A 21,174-nucleotide genomic window follows, 5' to 3' on the forward strand; every position below is an offset into this window, starting at 1 on the left:
ATTGATTTTTGTACAATATTTGTTGTCCTAATAAACTTGATTAGTATTTTTTATTAAGCCTCTTTCATGGCAAAATAAGCCCGGACTTTGGGTGCTACTTGCATTCCGAAGAGTTCAATAGCTCTCAGAACCTGATCATGTGGCATGGAACCAAGCGGTAGATGGAGCATGAAGCGTTCCAACCCTAGATCTTCAATCATACGAATCAATTTTTCGGCCACCTGATCTGGATTTCCCACAAACATGGCGCCATTTGGCCCAACTTGCTCCAAATATTGCTCATAACGCAATTCTTGCCAGTGCGGACGATCTTTAGAAATAGCATCCACCACTTGCTTGGTCGGATGGAAATAATCTTTCACCGCCTGCTCGCCATCTTCCGCAATCCAACCCCAAGAATGGGCTCCAACCTTTAGTTCCTGACTGGCATAACCCGCTTCGCTCCCAATCTCACGATAAGCCTGAATCAACTTTTTAAAATAACGAGGGTTACCACCAATAATGGCATAGACAATCGGTAGACCAGCCTGAGCAATCTTCACTGTTGATTCGACATGACCACCTGTCGCTACCCACAAGGGCAATTTGTCCTGAACTGGACGAGGATAAACTTCTTTGCCAGATATTGTTTGAGTCAATCGCCCTTTCCAGTCTAGCTTGGTCTTTTCATTGACTAACTGAAGCAAGGCCAATTTCTCATCAAAAAGAGCTTCATAGTCTTTCAAATCATAGCCAAACAGAGGAAATGATTCCGTGAAAGAACCCCTTCCAGCCATAATCTCCGCACGTCCATTTGACAAAGCATCGATAGTGGCATACTGTTGGAACAAACGAATAGGGTCCATGCTCGAGAGAATACTGACTGCACTGGTCAAACGAATTTTCTTGGTATTGACTGCCCCAGCTGCTAGTACAATCTCTGGCGCAGATACCGCAAAATCCGCTCGATGGTGCTCACCAAGCCCATATACATCCAAACCAACCTTATCAGCCAGTTCAATTTCTGCCACCAACTGGCGAATGCGTTCAGCATGACTATAAGTTTGCCCAGTTCCTTCAAGCGCCGTTGTTTCCCCAAATGTTGAAATTCCCAATTCTACCACAGTGATTCTCCTTGTCTATTTCTGTTCTTCAATTTGAAAAATTATTCTAATACTCAATGAAAATCAAAGAGCAAACTAGGAAGCTAGCCGCAGACTGTACTTAAGTACGGCAAGGTGAAGCTGACGTGGTTTGAATTTGATTTTCGAAGAGTATAACACGAATCATGAGTACAAGCAACCAATCTGCTCACAAGAAAAAGCCTAGATAACTAGACTTTTTTAGCTTATTCTACCGTTACTGACTTAGCAAGATTACGTGGTTTATCCACATCAAGTCCACGGTGAAGGGTTGCAAAGTAAGCGACCAATTGCGTTGGTACAACCATTGAAATTGGTGAGAGGTATGGATGTACAGTCGTAAGAACGATATCGTCTGTATCTTTGGCAACATTTTCTTCTGCGATAGTGAGGACTTTAGCACCACGGGCTGCGACCTCTTGGATATTTCCACGAGTATGGTTGGCAAGAACTGGGTCTGACAAGAGGGCCAAGACAGGTGTTCCTTCTTCAATCAAGGCAATAGTTCCATGCTTGAGTTCTCCTGCCGCAAAGCCTTCACACTGGATGTAAGAAATCTCTTTGAGTTTAAGGCTTGCTTCCATAGCTACGTAGTAATCTTGACCACGTCCGATGTAAAAGGCGTTGCGAGTTGTTTCAAGAAGTTCACGAACCTTAGCTTCAATCGTTTCTTTCTCTGAAAGAGTTGATTCGATAGACTGAGCCACGATTGACAACTCATGAACCAAGTCAAATGCTGACGCTTTAGCATTGCCATTTGCTTCTCCGACTGCTTTTGCAAGGAAAGCAAGGGCTGCAATTTGCGCTGTATAGGCCTTTGTTGATGCCACGGCAATTTCAGGACCTGCATGAAGAAGCATGGTATGGTTAGCTTCACGAGAAAGAGTTGAACCTGGTACGTTTGTCACTGTCAAGCTTGGGATTCCCATTTCATTAGCCTTAACCAAAACCTGACGGCTATCCGCTGTTTCACCAGACTGGCTAATAAAGATGAAAAGTGGTTTCTTGCTGAGAAGTGGCATACCGTAGCCCCACTCAGATGAGATTCCAAGTTCAACTGGTGTATCTGTCAATTCTTCCAGCATCTTCTTAGAAGCAAATCCTGCGTGGTAAGATGTCCCAGCTGCAAGGATGTAAATACGGTCTGCGTCTTGAACAGCCTTGATGATAGCTGGGTCTACGACAACTTGACCAGCCTCATCTGTGTAGGCTTGGATGAGTTTACGCATCACTGTTGGTTGCTCATCAATTTCCTTGAGCATGTAGTAAGGATAAGTTCCCTTACCGATATCTGACAAGTCAAGTTCTGCAGTGTAGCTAGCACGATCACGACTGTTACCATCATAGTCTTGAACTTCAACACTATCAGCCTTGACGATTACCAACTCTTGGTCATGAATTTCCATGTATTGGTTGGTCTCACGAATCATAGCCATAGCATCTGAGCAGACCATGTTATAGCCTTGTCCAAGACCAATCAAAAGTGGTGATTTATTTTTAGCCACGTAGATGACTTCAGGATCTTGTGAGTCAACCAAGGCAAAGGCATAAGAACCACGGATGATGTGAAGAGCTTTTTTGAAGGCTTCAAGAACTGAGAGACCTTCTTCTTCCGCAAATTTTCCAATCAAGTGAACGGCGATTTCAGTATCTGTTTGCCCCTTGAAGTGGTGTCCTGCAAGGTATTCTTCCTTGATTTCAAGATAGTTCTCAATGACCCCATTGTGAACCAAGACAAAACGTTCTGTCTCAGAGCGGTGTGGGTGAGCATTGTCCTCAGTTGGTTTCCCATGAGTCGCCCAACGAGTATGTCCGATACCAGTTGTTCCCTCAACACCAGCTGTCTTGGCAGACAATTCTGCAATACGGCCAACCGCCTTAACCAGATGATTTTCAGAACCACCTAGGACAAAAATTCCCGCAGAATCATAACCACGGTATTCGAGCTTTTCAAGCCCTTGAATCAAAATATCAGTTGCATTTGTGTTTCCAACAACACCAACAATTCCACACATAATATATACGACACAGACCAGCTGTGCTTTCTCCTTAAAATTGGTATAGTCTGATTCCTCTTTTATAGAACCAGCAAAAACAGTATATACTTGTTTCTTTCACTTGTCAAGAGTAAAAATTGGTATAGTTCAAATTACGCTCCTGTAAGCAAAAGACTCTGACCAATTAGGATAATCAGTCAGAGTCCTTTTTTAAAATCCATTATTATCGCTTAATTCCTTGAACCAGTACCCTGATTTTTTCAGACGACGTTCTTGCGTTTCCAAGTCTAATTCGACCAAACCATAGCGATTTTTATAGCTGTTGAGCCATGACCAGCAGTCGATAAAGGTCCAGATTAAGTATCCTTTACAGTTGGCTCCGTCTTCAATGGCACGGTGAAGTTCACGCAGATGACCTTTTACAAAGTCAATACGGTAATCATCTTGAATCATTCCATCTTGACGGAATTTTTCCTCTCCTTCAACACCCATACCATTCTCAGTCAACATCCACTCAATATTGCCATAATTTTCCTTGATATTTTGGGCGATGTCATAAATCCCTTGCTCATAAATCTCCCAGCCACGATGAGGATTGATTTTACGTCCAGGCATTATATAAGGCTCGTAAAAATGTTCTGGCAAAAGAGGACTCTCTGGATTCTTAGCAAATCGAGGTGCCATAACACGCAAAGGCTGATAGTAGTTGACACCAAGGAAATCCACTGTATTGTCACGAATGACTTCCAATTCTTCCTCCGTAGCATCAGGCAAGAGACCGTGTTCATGCAAGATTTCTATCAACTCCTGTGGATAAGTCCCCAAAACAGACGGATCTAAGAAAGATTGGGCCTGAAAAAGGTCCGCAATACTAGCAGCCTTGACATCAGCAGGATGCTGGCTACGTGGATAAGCCGGTGTCAAGTTTAAGACAATCCCAATCTTGGAATCTGGCAAAAGTTCATGACAAGCCTTAACCGCCCGACTGCTAGCCAATTGTGTATGATAAGCTACTTTAACGGCTGCCTCTGCATCCACCTTATGTGGATAATGGGCATCGTAAAAATAGCCAAATTCTACAGGAACGATGGGCTCGTTAAAGGTAATCCATTGATCCACTAAATCTCCATAGGTCTCAAAACAAAAACGAGCATAGTCTTCATAGGCTGAGACAGTCGCCTTATTTTCCCAACCATCACCATCTTCTTGAAGGGCAAAAGGCAAATCAAAATGATAAAGATTCACTAAAAGACGAATCCCTTTGTCCTTAATAGCCTCAAAAACCTTACGATAGAAATCCACACCTTGAGCATTGACTTCCCCACGCCCTTGTGGAAAAATCCGTGACCACTGAATAGAAGTCCGAAAGGCCGTGTGACCAGTTTCTAACAAGAGGTCGATATCCTGTTCCCAATTTTCATAAAAGGTCGATGTTTTATCTGGACCAATTCCATTATAGTAGCGATTTGGCTCCACTTGGAACCAGTAATCCCAGAGATTATCTCCCTTACCGTCACCAGCTATACGTCCTTCTGTCTGCGGCCCAGAAGTAGAGGATCCCCAGACAAAATCCTTTGGAAATCTTAGCATACATTTACCTCTTTATCTACTCATTTTTCCCATTATACAGAAAAAACAAGGTAAAAACTAGTTACATTTTTTCCTTGTTTTTCTTCTGATTATAGTTTTTATTTCTTGCTGAGAATTTCAAGCGTTTCAAGTAAGTTATCTGCATGAACTTCGATGGTGTCACCAGTCGCTTTAATCTTCACTTCTACGATGCCATCGGCTGCTTTCTTCCCAACAGTGATACGGATTGGCAATCCAATCAAGTCGCTATCGCTAAATTTAACACCGACACGTTCGTTACGGTCATCTGTCAAGACTTCGTAACCAGCTCCCATCAAGCTTGCTTCAAGCTTTTCTGTCAAGGCTTGCGCTTCTTCATCCTTGACATTAACAGTAATCAAGTGCACATCAAATGGTGCCAACTCTTTAGGGAAGTTGATTCCCCAAGCGTAACGGTATTCACCTTTTGGCGTTTTGTTAACAAAGAGGCGAGCGTGTTGCTCCATCACTGCTGAAAGGAGACGACTGACACCGATACCGTAACATCCCATGATGATTGGCACAGCACGGCCATTTTCATCCAAAACATCTGCTCCCATGCTTGCTGAATAGCGAGTGCCGAGTTTAAAGATGTGACCAATTTCGATACCACGCGCAAAGTTAAGGACACCTTGCCCGTCTGGGGAAATTTCACCCTCACGAACTTCACGGATATCCACATATTCTGCAGTAAAATCACGGCCTGGGTTCACACCAGTCAAGTGGTAGCCATCTTCGTTAGCACCGACAACTGCATTGCGAACATCTTGCACCTTACGATCTGCAATAATTTTAATATTCTCTGGCAAACCAACTGGGCCAAGTGAACCAAATCCTGCTTGAACAAGATTCGCCACTTCTTCTTCGCTAGCAACGTCGAAGAAATCTGCTCCCAAGTGGTTTTTCAACTTGACTTCGTTGAGTTGGTCATTTCCAACTAGAAGGGCCGCAACAAGCTCTCCATCTGCCATGTAGAAGAGGGTTTTGATCGTTTGTTCTTCTGGAACGTTAAGGAAGGTTGCAACCTCATCGATTGATTTAACATCTGGTGTTGCAATACGAGTCACTTCTTCTTCAGCGACAACACGGTTGCTTGGTTTGTACTCGTTTGTTGCCATTTCCAAGTTAGCAGCATAGCTAGACTCACTTGAGTAAGCAATGGTATCTTCACCAGAAACCATCCACTTAAGCAATTCTGCCTTGATTTCTTCTTGCACTTCTGCAGGAATTTCGTCAAATGAGGCAACTGACTTGTCCAAGACAACCCAGCGGTCAAGGTCTGTACGAGCAGGTGTAATGGCCATAAATTCTTGGCTGTCCTTACCACCCATGGCTCCACCGTCACCAATGATAGCCTTGAAGTCTAAGCCACTACGAGTGAAAATACGCTCATAAGCAGCCTTGTACTCATCGTAAACACTATCCAAACTATCATAGTTAGCGTGGAAGCTATAAGCATCTTTCATGATAAATTCACGTGTACGAAGAAGTCCATTACGTGGGCGTTTTTCATCACGATACTTGGGCTGAATTTGATAAAGGTTAAGTGGCAATTGCTTGTAAGATTTAACAGAATCACGAACAATAGCTGTAAAGGTTTCTTCGTGTGTTGGACCTAGGATAAAGTCGGATTTCTCACGGTTTTTTAGTTTGTAAAGGTCCTCACCATAAGTTTCGTAACGACCTGATTCGCGCCACAATTCTGCACTAAGAAGGGCAGGAGCCAACATCTCAACGGCACCAATCTTATCAAATTCTTGGCGCATGATATTTTTGGCTTTTTCAATCACACGGTTGGCAAGTGGTAAGTAAGAATAAACACCTGCTGAGACTTGGCGAACATAACCAGCTCGCAACATAAGAGCATGGCTAATAACTTGAGCATCGCTTGGCATTTCGCGAAGCGTTGGGATAGGCATTTTACTTTGTTTCATAATATTCCTCGATTATCTAAAAAAGAGTCGCATGATGTCATTCCAGGTCACAGCAATCATCAAGACAACCATGATGACCACTCCGGCCAAGGTGACATAGGTTTCAATTTCTTGTTTCAATGGTTTGCGGCGGATAGCTTCTAGGATATTGAGCACAATCTTACCACCATCCAGGGCTGGAATCGGAATAAGATTAAAAATCCCGATATTGATGGAAATCATTGCCAAGAAGTACAAGACATTCTCAATTCCATTTTTAGCAGCATCACTACTTGCCTTAAAGATGGCAACAGGTCCACCCAACTTGTTCAAATCCGGTTGGAAAATCAGATTTTTCAGTGCTGATAAAATTCGTAGGGCCGAGTCAGCAGCAGTTGTAAATCCACCTACAAACATAGATAGAAAATCTGACTTAATCCCCGGTTGAACACCTAGAAGGTAACGGCCTTGACTTTCTTCCGGAGTAACAGTGACTTGTTTGTCACTACCCTTTTCAGAAATAGTCACATCCAAGGTCGGGGCTGTCTTATCTTTGGTTTCTGATTCCACAGCCTGAATCAAACTTTCCCAGTTGCTAATCTCATGTGAGCCAATCTTGGTAATTTGTGCCGTTTCTGGTACTCCTACCTTAGCCAAGGCCCCTTGAGGCATGACATGAAACTGATTAGTGTCAACATCTCTGACACCACCCTGCATAAAGATTAAAATCCAAAAAACAACGACCCCTAAGATAAAGTTATTCATAGGGCCTGCAAAGTTGGTAATCAGTTTCCCCCAGATAGTCGCATTTTGGTATTGAACATCTAAGGGTGCAATCCGAACCTCAGTTCCATCTGCTTCCACAACCGTCGCATCGTGATCCACTGCAAATGTTTTTTCTTCTTCCAGAACCAAGCCCTTGATAAAGAGCTTGTCTTCAAAGTCAAACTGAGTCACCTGCATAGGGAGAGCTGTTTGATCCAACTTTTTACCTGAAAGATTAATGCGTTTAACCTTACCATCGTCAGTAAGTGTCAAACTGACAGGAGTACCTGTCTTGATTTCAGTCGTATCATCGCCCCAACCAGCCATACGAACATAGCCTCCCAGAGGCAAGATTCGAATAGTATAGGCCGTTCCATCCTTGCCAATATGAGCAAAGATCTTGGGTCCCATGCCAATGGCAAATTCACGCACTAGAATTCCTGATTTCTTAGCAAAATAGAAGTGTCCGAACTCGTGCACCACCACAATAATCCCAAAAATCAGAATAAAGGTTAAAATTCCGAGCATAGTGTTTCCTCCGTCTTTTGATTAAAAGAGTCCAAACAAGTGCATGATTGGAAATACAAGCAACATACTATCGAAACGATCCAAAACACCACCATGTCCTGGGATAAATTTCCCAGAATCCTTGACACCAAAGTGACGTTTGATCGAACTTTCTAGTAAATCACCAAATTGTCCAGCCGCACTAAAGAAAATAGCAAAGACTGACATCTTGTAAATTCCATACGGCAGAGCGACTGTACTGTCAACTATCATAAAGATGATGGTTACTAAAATAGCACCTAAAATACCACCCAAGGCACCTTCAAGAGTTTTATTAGGCGATACCCTTGGTGCTAATTTTCGTTTCCCATAGTTCATCCCAACAAGATAGGCACCACTGTCTGTTGCCCAAACAATACACAAGGCTAATAGTGCCTTATCTAAACCTGCAATTCTAGCATCTAATAGAGCATTAAAACCAAAGCCCACATAGAAACTCATAGCAAGAGGGAAAACCGCATCCTCAATCGTATAAGACTTGCTAAAAACGGTCGTTCCTAACATGATTGAAATCAAAACACTATAGGCAACCACATTCCCATCAACTGGCAAAAAAGTCAGGTAATTCTCCAAGGGAATGGTCAATGCAAAGGTTGCAAAGAGGGTCAAGAGGCCCTCCATCGTCATGGTCTCTAGACCTCTCATCTTCAAAAGTTCATGCATGGCTAGCATGGCTATGATTCCGATTGCTATCTGAAGCAAGAGGCCCCCAATCATTAAAATTGGTAGGAAAATAGCCAGGGCAATCCCTGCAAACAAGGTTCTTTTCTGTAAATCCTGGGTCATATTTCCTCCTAAACTCCTCCAAATCGGCGATGACGACGATTATAGGCAAGAATAGCTTCCTGCAAGGCCGCTTCGTCAAAATCAGGCCATAAGGTGTCCGTAAAATAAAGCTCACTATAGGCTCCCTGCCATGGAAGGAAATTGCTCAAACGCAATTCTCCACTAGTACGGATAATCAAGTCTGGGTCTCGTAAGTCCTTAGGCAAATGCTGGGTAAAGAGATAGTTACCAATCAATTCCTCTGTGATGTCACCTGGATTGATTTTGGCATCTAAAACATCCTGGGAAATCAACTTAAGCGCCTGTGTAATCTCAGCACGTCCACCATAGTTAAGAGCAAAATTAAGAATCAATCCTGTGTTGTTCTTAGTCAATTCCTCAGCCTTGGTTAAAGCTTCAAAGGTTTGCTTAGGCAGGCGGTCTGTTTCTCCGATCATTTGAATCTTAACATTATTCGCATGCAGTTCCGGGACATAATTATCATAAAACTCTACTGGCAAGTTCATGATAAACTTGACTTCCTGATCTGGACGGGTCCAGTTTTCTGTAGAAAAAGCATAGACCGTAATAACCTTAACGCCTAGTTTGTTAGCTGCCTTGGTCACGGTTTGCAATGCTTCCATGCCCGCCTTATGTCCAAAAACTCGCGGTTGCATACGTTTTTTAGCCCAACGGCCATTTCCATCCATGATGATGCCGATATGAGCAGGAACCTGTGTCGGAACCTCTACTTCCACAGCCTTATCTTTCTTAAAAAATCCAAACATGATCTTATTCCTATTCAAAAATCTATCGTTTCATTATACCATATTTCCCTATTTTCTTCTATCACTAAGCTATTTATTCTCAGGCACCAAGACCATTTTTCAAAAAAATGTAACTTCTCAAAGTAACTTCCACTTGCCTGACCAAAGTGGAAATTAGTCTAAAACGGATTTTTATGGTGGAATTAAGTGTGAGACGTTTGAGTTAGAAACGAGGTCTACTATGACAAAACATAAACACCTTACCCTTTCAGACCGTAATGATATCCAATTAGGTTTAGAGCGCAGTGAAACCTTCAAAGCTATTGGACAATCCATTCTAAAAGACCCGACTACTGTTTCTAAAGAAGTCAAACGAAACAGACAAGTCCGAGAGTCTACATGCCATAACCTTCCTTGCCCTCTACTCGACAAAGCTCCCTTTGTCTGTAACGGCTGCCCTAAAAGAAGACAGAATTGTGGCTATAAGAAGATCTTCTACCTCGCTAAGCAAGCTCAAAAACAATACGAACAAACTCTTGGCGAAGCTCGTGAAGGAACTCCCCTCAATTCCAAGACCTTCTGGGACATGGACAAAGTCATTTCTGATGGGGTTAAAAAAGGACAACACATCTATCATATTCTCAAAACTCATAACCTTGATGTCAGCTCCTCAACTGTCTATCGACACATCCGAAAAGGGTACCTATCTATCGCTCCGATTGATCTTGCCAGAGCCGTTAAATTCAAAGAAAGACGAAAAAGTAAGCTACCTTCCATCCCTAAAGAAGCTAAAAAAGGCCGTTCCTATGAGGATTTCCAAAACTATTTAGCACTGAATCAACTAGACTCTTGGCTGGAAATGGACACAGTTATGGGGAGAATGGGAGGTAAAGTCCTACTCACCTTCAATCTATCTTTCTGTAACTTTATCTTCGCTAGACTTCTGGATAATAAAACTGCCCTTGAGGTTACCAAACATCTCTATGACATCAAGAACACTCTTCACCAAGCGGACAAAGATTTCTTCCAACTCTTCCCTGTCATTCTTACCGATAATGGTGGAGAGTTTGCCAGGGTTGATGACATCGAAATGGATGTGCGAGGAGAGAGTAAACTCTTCTTTTGTGACCCTAATCGCTCTGACCAGAAAGGGAGAATTGAGAAAAATCACACGCTGATTCGCGACATTCTACCTAAAGGAACTTCTTTTGACAATTTAACTCAAGAGGACATCAATCTCGTCTGCTCTCATGTCAACAGCGTCAAACGTGCTGCTTTGAATGGAAAGTCAGCTTATGAACTCTTTGCCTTTACTTATGGAGAAGAAATTCCTAAGCTTCTCGGTATTTCTAAAATACCTGCAGAAGACGTCTGTCAGTCTTCTAAATTACTCCAACATAAGTTCTAAAAACTAACCTAAAACCCTATTCAAACGTCTCACACTAACTTCCACCATAGCGGAACTTAATCTGAAACGCTTTCAGATAAGAGGATTTTGTGCGCTCTTTTTTTCGATTCATTTTGGCTACAAAAGCAATAAAATCAAGCATTAGTAAAACCAGTGGAACTTACCCTGACATGGATTTCCACTGGTTTTTACAATTTTTATCAGATTAACTTCCACTTCTACTAGCGGTGGAACTTAGTTTGGGAATTTACCTTTTTCAAAAAAATAAGTCGCCTGATTGGGCGACTTATTTTTTATAGGGAGATTATTATGAAAAAGTTTTAGGAGTTTAAGTTAAGGTCTTCTTAACTTATGGACTTAGTATACACTCCCTAGCTTAAAGTTTCCTTAAGTATTTTTAAAAATCAAATTTTTCCATTTCTCCTGCCAATTTTTCTTGGATAGACGTGTTTGATAAAGTTCCATTCGGTCTTGATTCTCTAAAAAATGAGGAGTTGGACGAACTTGAAAATTCAAAATATCCTCCAAACCGTAAGGTACATAGAGCTCAAAATCCGATTCTTCATTCAAGCGCAGTCCAACTGCCGTACACCGTTCTGGATACTTACTCATTGCATCACAAGAGTGGCTATAGGGAGCAGTATGAGGGCTGTGCTGGTGCATATAGACTTGATTTTTCAATTCCCACTGGTACTGAGGAAAATCCTCTCGCAGTTTTTTCTCTAGGGACAAGGTTTCCTCATAAGAAATATCTGGATCAAAGAAAATGACATCTACATCTGTTTCACAGTCAAAAGGGGATTTGTCTGACAAGAGATTCCAGATAAAATTTCTGACAGAACCTGCTGCCAGCCAGGAATCTGTCAACTCCAGATTTCGGATGATAGTCAGAATAGCCATCATATCTGAATTTTTTCTAAAAGCCTCTAGAATTTCTTGCTTATTTTTCATTGTACTCATACCCCAAATGATCATATGCCTTAGCAGTCGCCACCCGTCCAGAACGTGTCCGCATGATAAAACCTTTTTGAATCAAGTAAGGCTCATACATGTCTTCGACAGTCTCGCGCTCCTCGGCAATATTAACAGAAAGAGTTCCTAGACCAACAGGACCACCACCGTACATCTCAATCATGGTGCGAAGGATTTTTTGATCCACATAGTCCAAACCTTCATGGTCAACATCCAGCATAGTCAAAGCCTTATCCGTAATAAGATCATCGATCACCCCATTCCCCATTATCTGGGCAAAATCGCGCACGCGCTTGAGGAGACGATTGGCAATACGAGGGGTCCCACGACTACGTAGGGCCAACTCAGATGCTGCCTCATGAGTGATTTCCATCTCAAAAATATCTGCCGTCCGCTCGACAATTTCCGTCAAGTCAGCATGGGCATAATACTCCATGTGACCTGTAATTCCAAAACGTGCCCGTAGCGGATTTGAGAGCATACCTGCCCGAGTCGTCGCACCAATCAAGGTAAAAGGTGGCAACTCCAAATGAACACTGCGACTGCCTTCACCAGCCCCAATCATGATGTCAATGTAGAAATCCTCCATAGCACTATAAAGCACCTCTTCCACTGACATGGGCAAACGATGAATCTCATCAATAAAGAGAACATCCCCAGGCTCTAAGTCATTCAAAATCGCTACCAAATCCCCAGCTTTTTCAATGACTGGACCCGAAGTCTGCTTGAGATTTACTCCCAGTTCATTGGCAATTACAAAAGCCATGGTCGTTTTTCCCAAGCCTGGAGGGCCAAATAAGAGCACATGATCCAGTGCTTCATCCCGCATTTTGGCAGCTTCGATAAAGATTTGGAGCTGGTCCTTGACCTTGTCCTGCCCAATATATTCACGTAAGTACTGAGGACGGAGTGTGCGTTCGACTAACTCCTCATCCCCCATTATCTCATTATCTAAAATTCTACTCATGACTCTATTATATCAAAAATCCAAGTCACAAACAAAAAAGCCACTGGATTGGTGACTCCCGAGTTTAACACTTATGTGGTGTAATATTCTACGGCACTTCTACAGCTCCTACGAAAGGAGGTGAGATAGCCCATGATGGAACTAATCCTTAAAACTATCATCTGACCAATCGCGGTCGGTGTCGCTCTTCGATTAGTCGATAAATGGCTAAACAAGAACAAATAGTGTCAAAAAGACCCCAAGCTTATTTGGTCGTGAGCTTGCGGTCTTTTCTAGCCTATGATATAGACACAATACTTAATTCTCTTTTATTATCCCATAGTTCACAAAATTTGTCAAAACTTTACATCCTCTTTAACCGCTGTACGACAAGACGTTCAAGATTAAGCGAAAGTTATCGGAAAATGATGTTTAGAAAACTCCCGAAAAGCCTGAAATAGAGCCAAAAAACTCCACCTGATTGGGTGCCTCCCGAGTTTAACATTTATGTGGTATAATATTATACGGCACTGCTACACCGCCTACGAAAGGAGGTGAGATAGCCCATGATGGAACTAATCCTTAAAACTATCATCGGACCGATTGTGGTCGGTGTCATCCTTCGCTTAGTCGATAAATGGCTAAACAAAGATAGATAGTGTCAAAAAAGACCCCAAGCTTATTTGGTCGTGAGCTTGGGGTCTTTTCTAGTCCATGATATAGAACTAATCCTTAATTCCTCTCCATTATCCCACAGTTCACAAAATTTGTCAAAACTTTACATCCTCTTTAACCACTGTACGACAAAACGTTCAAGGTTAAGCGAAAGTTATCGGAAAATGATGTTTAAAATAGTCCCCAAAAGCCTGAAATAGAGCCAAAAAACTCCACCTGATTGGGTGACTCCTGAGTTTAGCACTTATGTGGTATAATATTATACGGCACTTCTACACCGCCTACGAAAGGAGGTGAGATAGCCCATAATGGAACTAATCCTTAAAACTATCATCGGACCGATTGTGGTCGGTGTCATCCTTCGATTAGTCGATAAACGGCTAAACAAAGATAGATAGTGTCAAAAAAGACCCCGAGCTTAATGTGGAAGTTAGCTTGGGGTCTTTTCTAGTCCATGATATAGAACTAATCCTTAATTCCTCTCCATTATCCCACAGTTCACAAAATTTGTCAAAACTTTACATCCTCAGCTTCTCAAGCTTTAACCGCTTTACAACAAGACTTTCAAGTTTAAGAGAAAATTAGGGATTCTATCAATTTCATAGAAATTTTGATTTAGTAAACGAATAGACAACCTTACATGTCACTCCTCATTTAATACGCCACTACTGGACAAGCAAAATCATTATTACAGCAGTTTCAGTCCTTCAATTAACAGTCGCTTACAATCAAATTGAGTTTGAAATAGCTGAAGCGACAACAGACCTATTTCTTAGCCATATTCGCTAAAAAATCCCCGCCAAAATCTCAAAAAGTCCCCGCCAATTCCCCGACCAAAATCCGAAAAATACCGAAAAATATCGAAAAATGATTTTTAGAATAGTCCCCAAAATCCTGAAATAGAGCCAAAAAACTCCACCTGATTGGGTGGAGTTAAGGGAGATTATTATGAAAAAGAAAAGTTTAGGATTTTATTAAATAAAGTTAGGAGGTCTTTATTTAATAACTATATGATACAAGACAAAGCTTAAAACTAGCTTAACTTTTCTCAAATTCTAGCATTTTTTAAAAATTTCTATCAGCATCACATCACCCCACAAAAAAGCCACCTGATTGGGTGACTTCATTAGGAGATTATGATGAAAAAAAGTTTTAGGATTTCATTAAATAAAGTTAGGAGGTCTTTATTTAATGACTATATGATACTAGACCATCCTTAAACTTTGCTTAAGAAAAAACAAGTTTTGTTATTTTTCTCGATTCGTCCAAATCATTCCTGTACAGTCATAGGTGGATAAGATTTCAAAGCCCATAGAACGATAAAATCCCACGTTTTTTTCTGTCTCTTCTGTCACCAGCTGGACTTGATAGGCCTCTTTAAAATTTTCTAAAGCCTCTTTCATCAAGGAGCTACCAATCCCTTGGCGCTGATAGCTAGGCAAAACAATCAAATCCTGTACAAAAACTGATGAGAATCCATCTCCAACCAAACGAATCAAGCCCACCACAGCATCTCCATCAAGCGCCAAATAAATCACTAATGAATGAGATAAGGCCTGCTCCAGCATCTGAGGTTGATGGGTATAATTTGTCCAACCGACAGCCTGATAGAGATACAAAACATCCTCGAGCTTGACGATTTCTTGCTTTCTAATAGTTATCATATCATCACCTCTTAGAGTTCCCTCAAGCTCTTGTACTGCTGTCCATTTTGGTCAAAATTTTCAGGACGCAACCATGTTTCCAAACGATCTTTGACTTGAGGCCAGTCCATATCAATCATAGACAACCAATCCGTATCTCTCGTACGCCCCTTATAAACCACCGCCTGGCGGAAGGTTCCTTCATAGACAAATCCCAAACGCTCCGCAGCTCGTCTTGATGGCAGATTAAGAGCATCGCATTTCCACTCATAGCGACGATAGTTAAGCTCTTCAAAGACATAGCGAGCCAGTAGATACTGGGCTTCTGTCCCTATCCGTGTCCCCCTGAGCTCTGGAGAAAAAGTGACAGCTCCCACTTCTATTACTCGATTATTCTGATCAATACGCATGAGAGAAAAAGTTCCCAAAGCCTTACCAGTTGCCTTATCTATGATTGCATAGTAAAAACGGTCCTTACGAGCTAACATCTGATTTAAAAGGCTAACCAACTCCTCCATATCTGCTACTGGCTCCTGAAAAAGGTAGGTCCACATCTCCCGAGGCGTATCAGGGCCATAAACAGCTAATAAATCCTCCGCATGCTTTTCCACTGAAAGAGCCTCTATCCTAGCATAACGCCCTTCTAAGAAATCAATAGAAGGCAGTGCACCGGGTGTATAAGCTTCCATTGACTCCCCAATCATCTGACCATATTCATTTACTGGCATAGCTTTCTCCTTTTTTCACTTTTCAAACTTTATAGTTGCCCATAGTATATCATACTTTCATAACAAGATTCAAAAAATCCCCCAGATTCTACTCTGAAGGATTTATTTCTTATCTAACAACGATATTGACGAGTTTAGTTACCTTCACTTTAGAAAGAGCAACACTACGAATTATTCAACTTAGTCAAATAGGAAACCCCTCTTTTCATATTTAAAAAATTACTTTTTAACCTTCATAAACATCAATTGGGTACGATATACCAAATACATCTGAAAATTCATCATCAGAAACTTTCATAAATTCTTCATCAGAAATATTAATATTATTGACTGATTCTAACACATTAGTGATATGCAATAATGGAGTCAATGCCGATATACTCATACAAGGTTCAATATCCTCCTCAATTCTCAATACCTTTAGAAAGATATCCTTATATTTTTCAAATAATTCAGCTATATCTCCTATAGTCCTCAAATCCAATTTTTTCGCCCTCTGAATCATAGTAGATAGAAAAGAACTATCAATATTAAAATCTATATCCATATCTGATGATTTAATCGTATTCAATAGTTCAATGTAATTTTGATCTTCTTTTACATAAGTCATAAGCGTGCTGCTATCTATCGGTAATTCTTTTTTCGAAGTAGATAATTTCTTCTTTATCTCCTGCTCATAGTTATTAATATTATTTTTTAACTGTAAAAAATTATCATCGGCCAATTCAATTAGTCCCGCCAATCTGGAGAATTGTCTTCTATATTGATCAGGTATATCTTCCTTACTTTTATATCCCAAATCATGTTCAATTTCAGCCCAGGCATGCTGCATAACTGTCCTAATTTGTATCTCTAATTTTATATTCTTAAATCTATCATATAAAGTAGGTGAAGTATTCTCTTCTTTTAAACCCACCACATAATGAAGTGAAACATAACCAAATTTTGTTGGATCCTCACTTTTACGTTTATCAATAGTATTCTCTACATCAACCTCGAATTCTTGACTGATTAACTCAGCTATTTTATCAACATCATCACTAAAGTACGTTATGATACGAATACCGCATAAATCGGTAATCTCAGCTAAATTAGAATAATTTTTCCTTTTGACTTTGCCTTTAAGAGACTCTACAGTTTTTACTCTCCCAATTATTTCATGAACGTTAATAGATTGACTTTTAATAATATTCTTTACAGTATTCTCTACATAATTTAAGCAATCTTCATAACTCCCCTGTGAATCAGAATATCCATCAACAATCTTCTTATGACTTTGAGTCATCATTAATCCCTCCTAAAAAGTGAACAAAAAAACTGTTTCTTTTTTTAATCAACCATAGTCTATAATTATTTCACAACGATATTTACCAGCTTGTTAGGTACCGCAATCACTTTCACGATTTCCTTACCGTCAATTTCTGCTTTGACTTTTTCATCCGCTAGAGCAATTTCTTGCAATTCTTCGCGTGATAGGTCTTTAGCGACCATGAGTTTAGCACGGACTTTTCCTTTGATTTGAACGACGATTTCGATTTCGTCTTCAACCAATTTGCTTTCGTCCCACGTTGGCCAAGCCACGTAAGAGATTGACTCACCTGTTGCTGCAACTGTTTGCCAGAGTTCTTCTGCCAAGTGAGGTGCAAATGGGGCAATCAATTGGATAAAGCCTTTGGCATAGTCCACATAGAGCTTGTCTTCCTTGTTAGCAGCGTTGACAAAGACCATAAGTTGGGCAATGGCTGTGTTGAATTTCATGGATTCGATTTGCTCAGTGACAGATTTAACGGTTTCGTTATAAACCTTGTCAAGAGCACCATTGTTTTCCGCAATAATTTCCTTACTTGTAATCAAACGGTAAACACGATCAAGGAATTTACGACTTCCTTCCAGACCTTCTTCTGACCAAGCGATTGAAGCATCAAGTGGGCCCATGAACATTTCATAAACACGAAGGGTATCGGCACCGTATTGTTCCACCACATCGTCTGGGTTGACAACGTTCTTGAGCGATTTAGACATCTTAGCTGGTGCTTGCTCCAATTCTTCTCCTGTTTCCACATGGAAGAAAGAACCGTCACGTTTTTCAACCTTATCAGTTGCCACAAGAGCCCCACGGTGGTCACGGTAGCTTGTTCCCAAAATCATTCCTTGGTTAAAGAGTTTTTGGAATGGTTCCTTAGTTGGAACGACACCGAGGTCATAGAGGAATTTGTGCCAGAAACGAGCGTAAAGCAAGTGAAGAACAGCATGCTCTGCACCACCCACGTAGATATCTACTGGCAACCATTGTTTGAGAAGGTCCTCATCAGCCAATTTCTCAGTATTGTGTGGATCAATATAGCGGAGGTAGTACCAGCTTGAACCTGCCCATTGTGGCATAGTATTTGTTTCACGACGACCTTTGACACCATCTTCACGAGTCACTTCAAGCCAGTCTGTCAAGTTAGCTAGTGGACTTTCACCAGTACCTGAAGGGCGGATGTCCTTGGTTACAGGCAAGACAAGTGGCAATTCACTTTCAGGAACAGCTGTTGAAGTTCCATCTTCCCAATGAATGATAGGAATTGGTTCACCCCAGTAACGTTGACGGCTAAAGAGCCAGTCGCGGAGACGGTAGGTAACCTTCTCTTGTCCATAGCCTTTTTCTTCCAACCAAGTTACAATCTTGGCAATAGCGTCTTCTTTGTTGAATCCATCTAGGAAGTCTGAATTGACATGAAGTCCATCTTCTGTGTAGGCAGCTTCTGCTACATTTCCACCTTCAAGTACTTCTACGATTGGAAGGTCAAATTGTTTGGCAAATTCCCAGTCACGTTGATCGTGGGCAGGCACAGCCATAACGGCACCTGTTCCGTAACTAGCAAGAACATAGTCGGCAATCCAGATTGGAATTTCCTTACCATTGACAGGGTTGATGGCATAAGCACCAGTCCAAACACCAGTTTTTTCTTTGGCAAGGTCTGTACGAGCCAAGTCAGACTTAAGGCTAGCTTGGTGTTTATAGTCTGCTACTGCCTCTGCTTGCTCTGGACTTGTGATAGCGTCAACCAAATCATGTTCAGGAGCCAAAACAGTGAAAGTCGCACCGAAAAGGGTGTCCGGACGAGTGGTAAAGACTGTGAATTCCTTGTCTGTTCCCTTAACTTTAAAAGTTACATTAGCACCAGTTGATTTCCCAATCCAGTTGCGTTGCATGTCCTTGATAGACTCTGGCCAATCTAGTTCATCTAAGTCATTGAGCAAGCGCTCTGCGTAGGCCGTGATTTTGAGCATCCATTGGCGCATTGGTTTGCGGACAACTGGATAGCCTCCACGCTCAGAAGTTCCGTCAGGAAGAACCTCTTCGTTGGCGATGGCAGTTCCCAATTCCTCAACCCAGTTTACTGGCACTTCCGCTTCATAGGCCAAACCTTTTTCGTAAAGCTTAGTGAAAATCCATTGCGTCCACTTGTAGTAGTTTGGATCTGTTGTATTGACTTCACGATCCCAGTCATAAGAAAATCCAAGCGCATTGATTTGGCGTTTGAAGTTGGCAATGTTCTCAGCCGTAAATTCTGCTGGGTCATTACCTGTATCCATAGCGTATTGCTCTGCAGGCAAACCAAAAGCATCCCAACCCATTGGGTGAAGGACATTGTAGCCTTGCGCACGTTTGTAACGACTGAGGATATCGGTTGCAGTATAGCCTTCTGGATGTCCTACGTGCAGACCCGCTCCAGACGGATAAGGAAACATGTCAAGAGCATAAAACTTCGGTTTTGATGCATCTGTTCCAGTCTTAAATGTATGATGTTCTGCCCAGTAGCCCTGCCACTTAGGCTCAATTTCTTTATGATTGTAAAAACTCATGGTCTCTCTCCAATTTTGTGATGTTACTATTATACCATTTTTGAGGGAATTTGAAATGTGTTTAAAGAAAAAACTGTATACTGTATCTCATTAATTTTGATGACTATGGATTGCTCTATCACTCACTTTTTTATCTTATTGTTATGCGGGAAATCAAAGAGCACAACAAGAAGCTTATCTCTTATAACACAAAATACTAATTTTAGACCGAAGATACGACTGGAATGCTAATTAATGTATTTATAATAAATAGCCGACAACCTATGTCGCTTTTTGATTTATGAAGAACGTCGGATTCAATACGAGGATCAATAAAAGACTACCATTTGGAAAACAGTAGTCCTTATTGTTTATTTTGAATTTACATAAGCGTCTACAGCGATGATAGCTTGAGCAACATCTGAAGGCGAAATCTTAAACGGCATCTGATGGATTGTCTCACCCTCCATAGTTGCTTGTTTACCAACTTTTATTAAATCATCATATCCAACTTGATCTAAATGAATTTCTTTTAGAGTTGTTGGCATACCAATTTTTTTGTAAAACTCAATATACTTATCAAGTTCTTCTTTAGGTCTATTTTCCAATAATAGTTGTACCAAAGTTCCATAAGCTACTTTTTCACCATGTGTTAAATGATGAATGTCACCTGTCAATGCAGTAAAACCATTATGAATTGCATGCGCCGCAGCTAATCCTCCACTTTCAAAACCTAGGCCACTCAATAAAGTATTAGCTTCAACAATATTTTCTAATGCTGGTGTCACCACTTTAGCTTCACAAGCTGCCATAGCCTGTAAACCATCTGCAAACAGCGTTTCTTCACATTTCTTCGCAATTGCAACTCCAGCCAACGTTTGCTGTTGTCCTAACATAGTTTTTCCATTTGCCTGCATAACCGCACGCGCCTCAACCCAAGTTGCTAAACCATCTGCAATACCAGACGCTAATAAACGCTTAGGGGCTTGTGAAATAACTTTTGTATCAACCAAAACTAAATCTGGATTTTTAGAATAAAATAGATAATGATCAAATGCACCTTCATCTGTATAAATAACAGATAAAGCAGATACAGGTGCGTCGGTCGATGCAATTGTTGGAGCAATAATAACAGGCTTTTCAATCAAATCTGCAATAGCTTTTGCGCTATCAATCGTCTTTCCTCCACCAAGACCGATAATACTATCACAATTTTCTTTCTCAGCCAAGGCAACAACTCGATTGATTTCATTGTCAGAAGCTTCACCATTAAACTGGGCTAGAACAATATGGAAACCATACCTATGTAGGTAATCTTCAAATCGTTTTCCAACAATATCATAAACCAACTGATCGCATAATAGAATCGGACGATTTCCCAAATCCAATATTGATTTGGCATTTTCGAACAAGGCATTCTCCCCTTGAATATATCTCGAAGGACTAGCAAAAATTCTCATGTTTGTTT

17 protein-coding genes and 1 pseudogene are annotated in these 21,174 nt (G+C 41.1%); 4 read left to right on the forward strand and 14 right to left on the reverse strand.

All coding sequences use genetic code 11. The features are described from left to right. Nucleotides 1-53 precede the first annotated feature (53 nt). The 7 genes from AC6I9F_RS08810 to uppS form a co-directional block, all read right to left on the reverse strand. Nucleotides 54-1,103, reverse strand: coding sequence for an LLM class flavin-dependent oxidoreductase (locus tag AC6I9F_RS08810; RefSeq protein WP_498021726.1), 1,050 nt, complete (start codon nt 1,101-1,103; stop codon nt 54-56). Between the two features lie 224 nt (nt 1,104-1,327). Then, entirely contained in the window at nt 1,328-3,136 is a 1,809-nt protein-coding gene (gene glmS / locus AC6I9F_RS08815) for a glutamine--fructose-6-phosphate transaminase (isomerizing) (RefSeq protein WP_498021728.1), read from the reverse strand. A 192-nt stretch (nt 3,137-3,328) separates the two neighbouring features. After that, complete coding sequence (gene bglA / locus AC6I9F_RS08820; RefSeq protein WP_498021730.1) at nt 3,329-4,708, reverse strand: 6-phospho-beta-glucosidase; 1,380 nt, start codon at nt 4,706-4,708, stop codon at nt 3,329-3,331. A gap of 98 nt (nt 4,709-4,806) precedes the next feature. Next, nucleotides 4,807-6,660: a proline--tRNA ligase gene (locus AC6I9F_RS08825; RefSeq protein ID WP_112444625.1), complete on the reverse strand. Its 1,854-nt coding sequence runs from the start codon at nt 6,658-6,660 to the stop codon at nt 4,807-4,809. A gap of 12 nt (nt 6,661-6,672) precedes the next feature. Continuing rightward, nucleotides 6,673-7,932 (reverse strand): RIP metalloprotease RseP, encoded by a 1,260-nt coding sequence (rseP, locus tag AC6I9F_RS08830; protein ID WP_498021732.1) that lies wholly within the window; start codon nt 7,930-7,932, stop codon nt 6,673-6,675. Nucleotides 7,933-7,953: 21 nt separating this feature from the next. Beyond that, nucleotides 7,954-8,757 carry a phosphatidate cytidylyltransferase gene (locus tag AC6I9F_RS08835; protein WP_112444621.1) on the reverse strand — a complete coding sequence of 268 codons (804 nt, stop codon included), beginning with the start codon at nt 8,755-8,757 and terminating at the stop codon, nt 7,954-7,956. Nucleotides 8,758-8,765: 8 nt separating this feature from the next. Then, on the reverse strand, nt 8,766-9,524 hold the full coding sequence (uppS, locus tag AC6I9F_RS08840) for an undecaprenyl pyrophosphate synthase (RefSeq protein ID WP_000466719.1): 759 nt from the start codon (nt 9,522-9,524) through the stop codon (nt 8,766-8,768). Nucleotides 9,525-9,744: 220 nt separating this feature from the next. Between uppS and AC6I9F_RS08845 the strand changes: the two genes are divergently transcribed. Next, nucleotides 9,745-10,911, forward strand: coding sequence for an IS30 family transposase (locus AC6I9F_RS08845; protein ID WP_000160552.1), 1,167 nt, complete (start codon nt 9,745-9,747; stop codon nt 10,909-10,911). 387 nt (nt 10,912-11,298) lie between these two features. Here AC6I9F_RS08845 and AC6I9F_RS08850 read toward each other — a convergent pair whose 3' ends face one another. Then, entirely contained in the window at nt 11,299-11,871 is a 573-nt protein-coding gene (locus AC6I9F_RS08850) for a nucleotidyltransferase family protein (protein ID WP_301351473.1), read from the reverse strand. Then, complete coding sequence (gene ruvB / locus AC6I9F_RS08855) at nt 11,852-12,850, reverse strand: Holliday junction branch migration DNA helicase RuvB (protein WP_023939112.1); 999 nt, start codon at nt 12,848-12,850, stop codon at nt 11,852-11,854. Before ruvB ends, AC6I9F_RS08850 begins: the two co-directional genes overlap by 20 nt. A gap of 165 nt (nt 12,851-13,015) precedes the next feature. Here ruvB and AC6I9F_RS08860 point away from each other — a divergent pair. From AC6I9F_RS08860 to AC6I9F_RS08870, 3 genes and pseudogenes are all read left to right on the forward strand, one after another. Next, nucleotides 13,016-13,075 (forward strand): annotated as a pseudogene (locus tag AC6I9F_RS08860) (type I toxin-antitoxin system Fst family toxin); the annotation flags it as partial. A 320-nt stretch (nt 13,076-13,395) separates the two neighbouring features. Beyond that, nucleotides 13,396-13,488 carry a type I toxin-antitoxin system Fst family toxin gene (locus AC6I9F_RS08865; RefSeq protein WP_000970294.1) on the forward strand — a complete coding sequence of 31 codons (93 nt, stop codon included), beginning with the start codon at nt 13,396-13,398 and terminating at the stop codon, nt 13,486-13,488. A 321-nt stretch (nt 13,489-13,809) separates the two neighbouring features. Then, entirely contained in the window at nt 13,810-13,902 is a 93-nt protein-coding gene (locus tag AC6I9F_RS08870) for a type I toxin-antitoxin system Fst family toxin (protein WP_112444613.1), read from the forward strand. Between the two features lie 849 nt (nt 13,903-14,751). On the opposite strand, the gene AC6I9F_RS08875 is transcribed toward AC6I9F_RS08870, so the two are convergent. The 5 genes from AC6I9F_RS08875 to AC6I9F_RS08895 all read right to left on the reverse strand — a co-directional run bounded on the left by AC6I9F_RS08875 (nt 14,752) and on the right by AC6I9F_RS08895 (nt 21,166). Then, the gene (locus AC6I9F_RS08875) at nt 14,752-15,168 is read right to left on the reverse strand and encodes a GNAT family N-acetyltransferase (RefSeq protein ID WP_498021745.1); all 417 of its coding nucleotides are present in this window, start codon (nt 15,166-15,168) and stop codon (nt 14,752-14,754) included. 11 nt (nt 15,169-15,179) lie between these two features. Continuing rightward, nucleotides 15,180-15,875, reverse strand: coding sequence for a GNAT family N-acetyltransferase (locus AC6I9F_RS08880; RefSeq protein WP_498021747.1), 696 nt, complete (start codon nt 15,873-15,875; stop codon nt 15,180-15,182). 226 nt (nt 15,876-16,101) lie between these two features. Then, nucleotides 16,102-17,160 carry a GTP pyrophosphokinase gene (locus tag AC6I9F_RS08885; RefSeq protein WP_498021749.1) on the reverse strand — a complete coding sequence of 353 codons (1,059 nt, stop codon included), beginning with the start codon at nt 17,158-17,160 and terminating at the stop codon, nt 16,102-16,104. Between the two features lie 65 nt (nt 17,161-17,225). Beyond that, nucleotides 17,226-19,727 (reverse strand): leucine--tRNA ligase, encoded by a 2,502-nt coding sequence (gene leuS / locus AC6I9F_RS08890; protein ID WP_498021751.1) that lies wholly within the window; start codon nt 19,725-19,727, stop codon nt 17,226-17,228. A gap of 350 nt (nt 19,728-20,077) precedes the next feature. Beyond that, nucleotides 20,078-21,166 (reverse strand): glycerol dehydrogenase, encoded by a 1,089-nt coding sequence (locus AC6I9F_RS08895; RefSeq protein ID WP_498021753.1) that lies wholly within the window; start codon nt 21,164-21,166, stop codon nt 20,078-20,080. Nucleotides 21,167-21,174: the final 8 nt, after the last annotated feature.

The sequence above is a fragment of the Streptococcus nakanonensis genome, assembly GCF_059738785.1.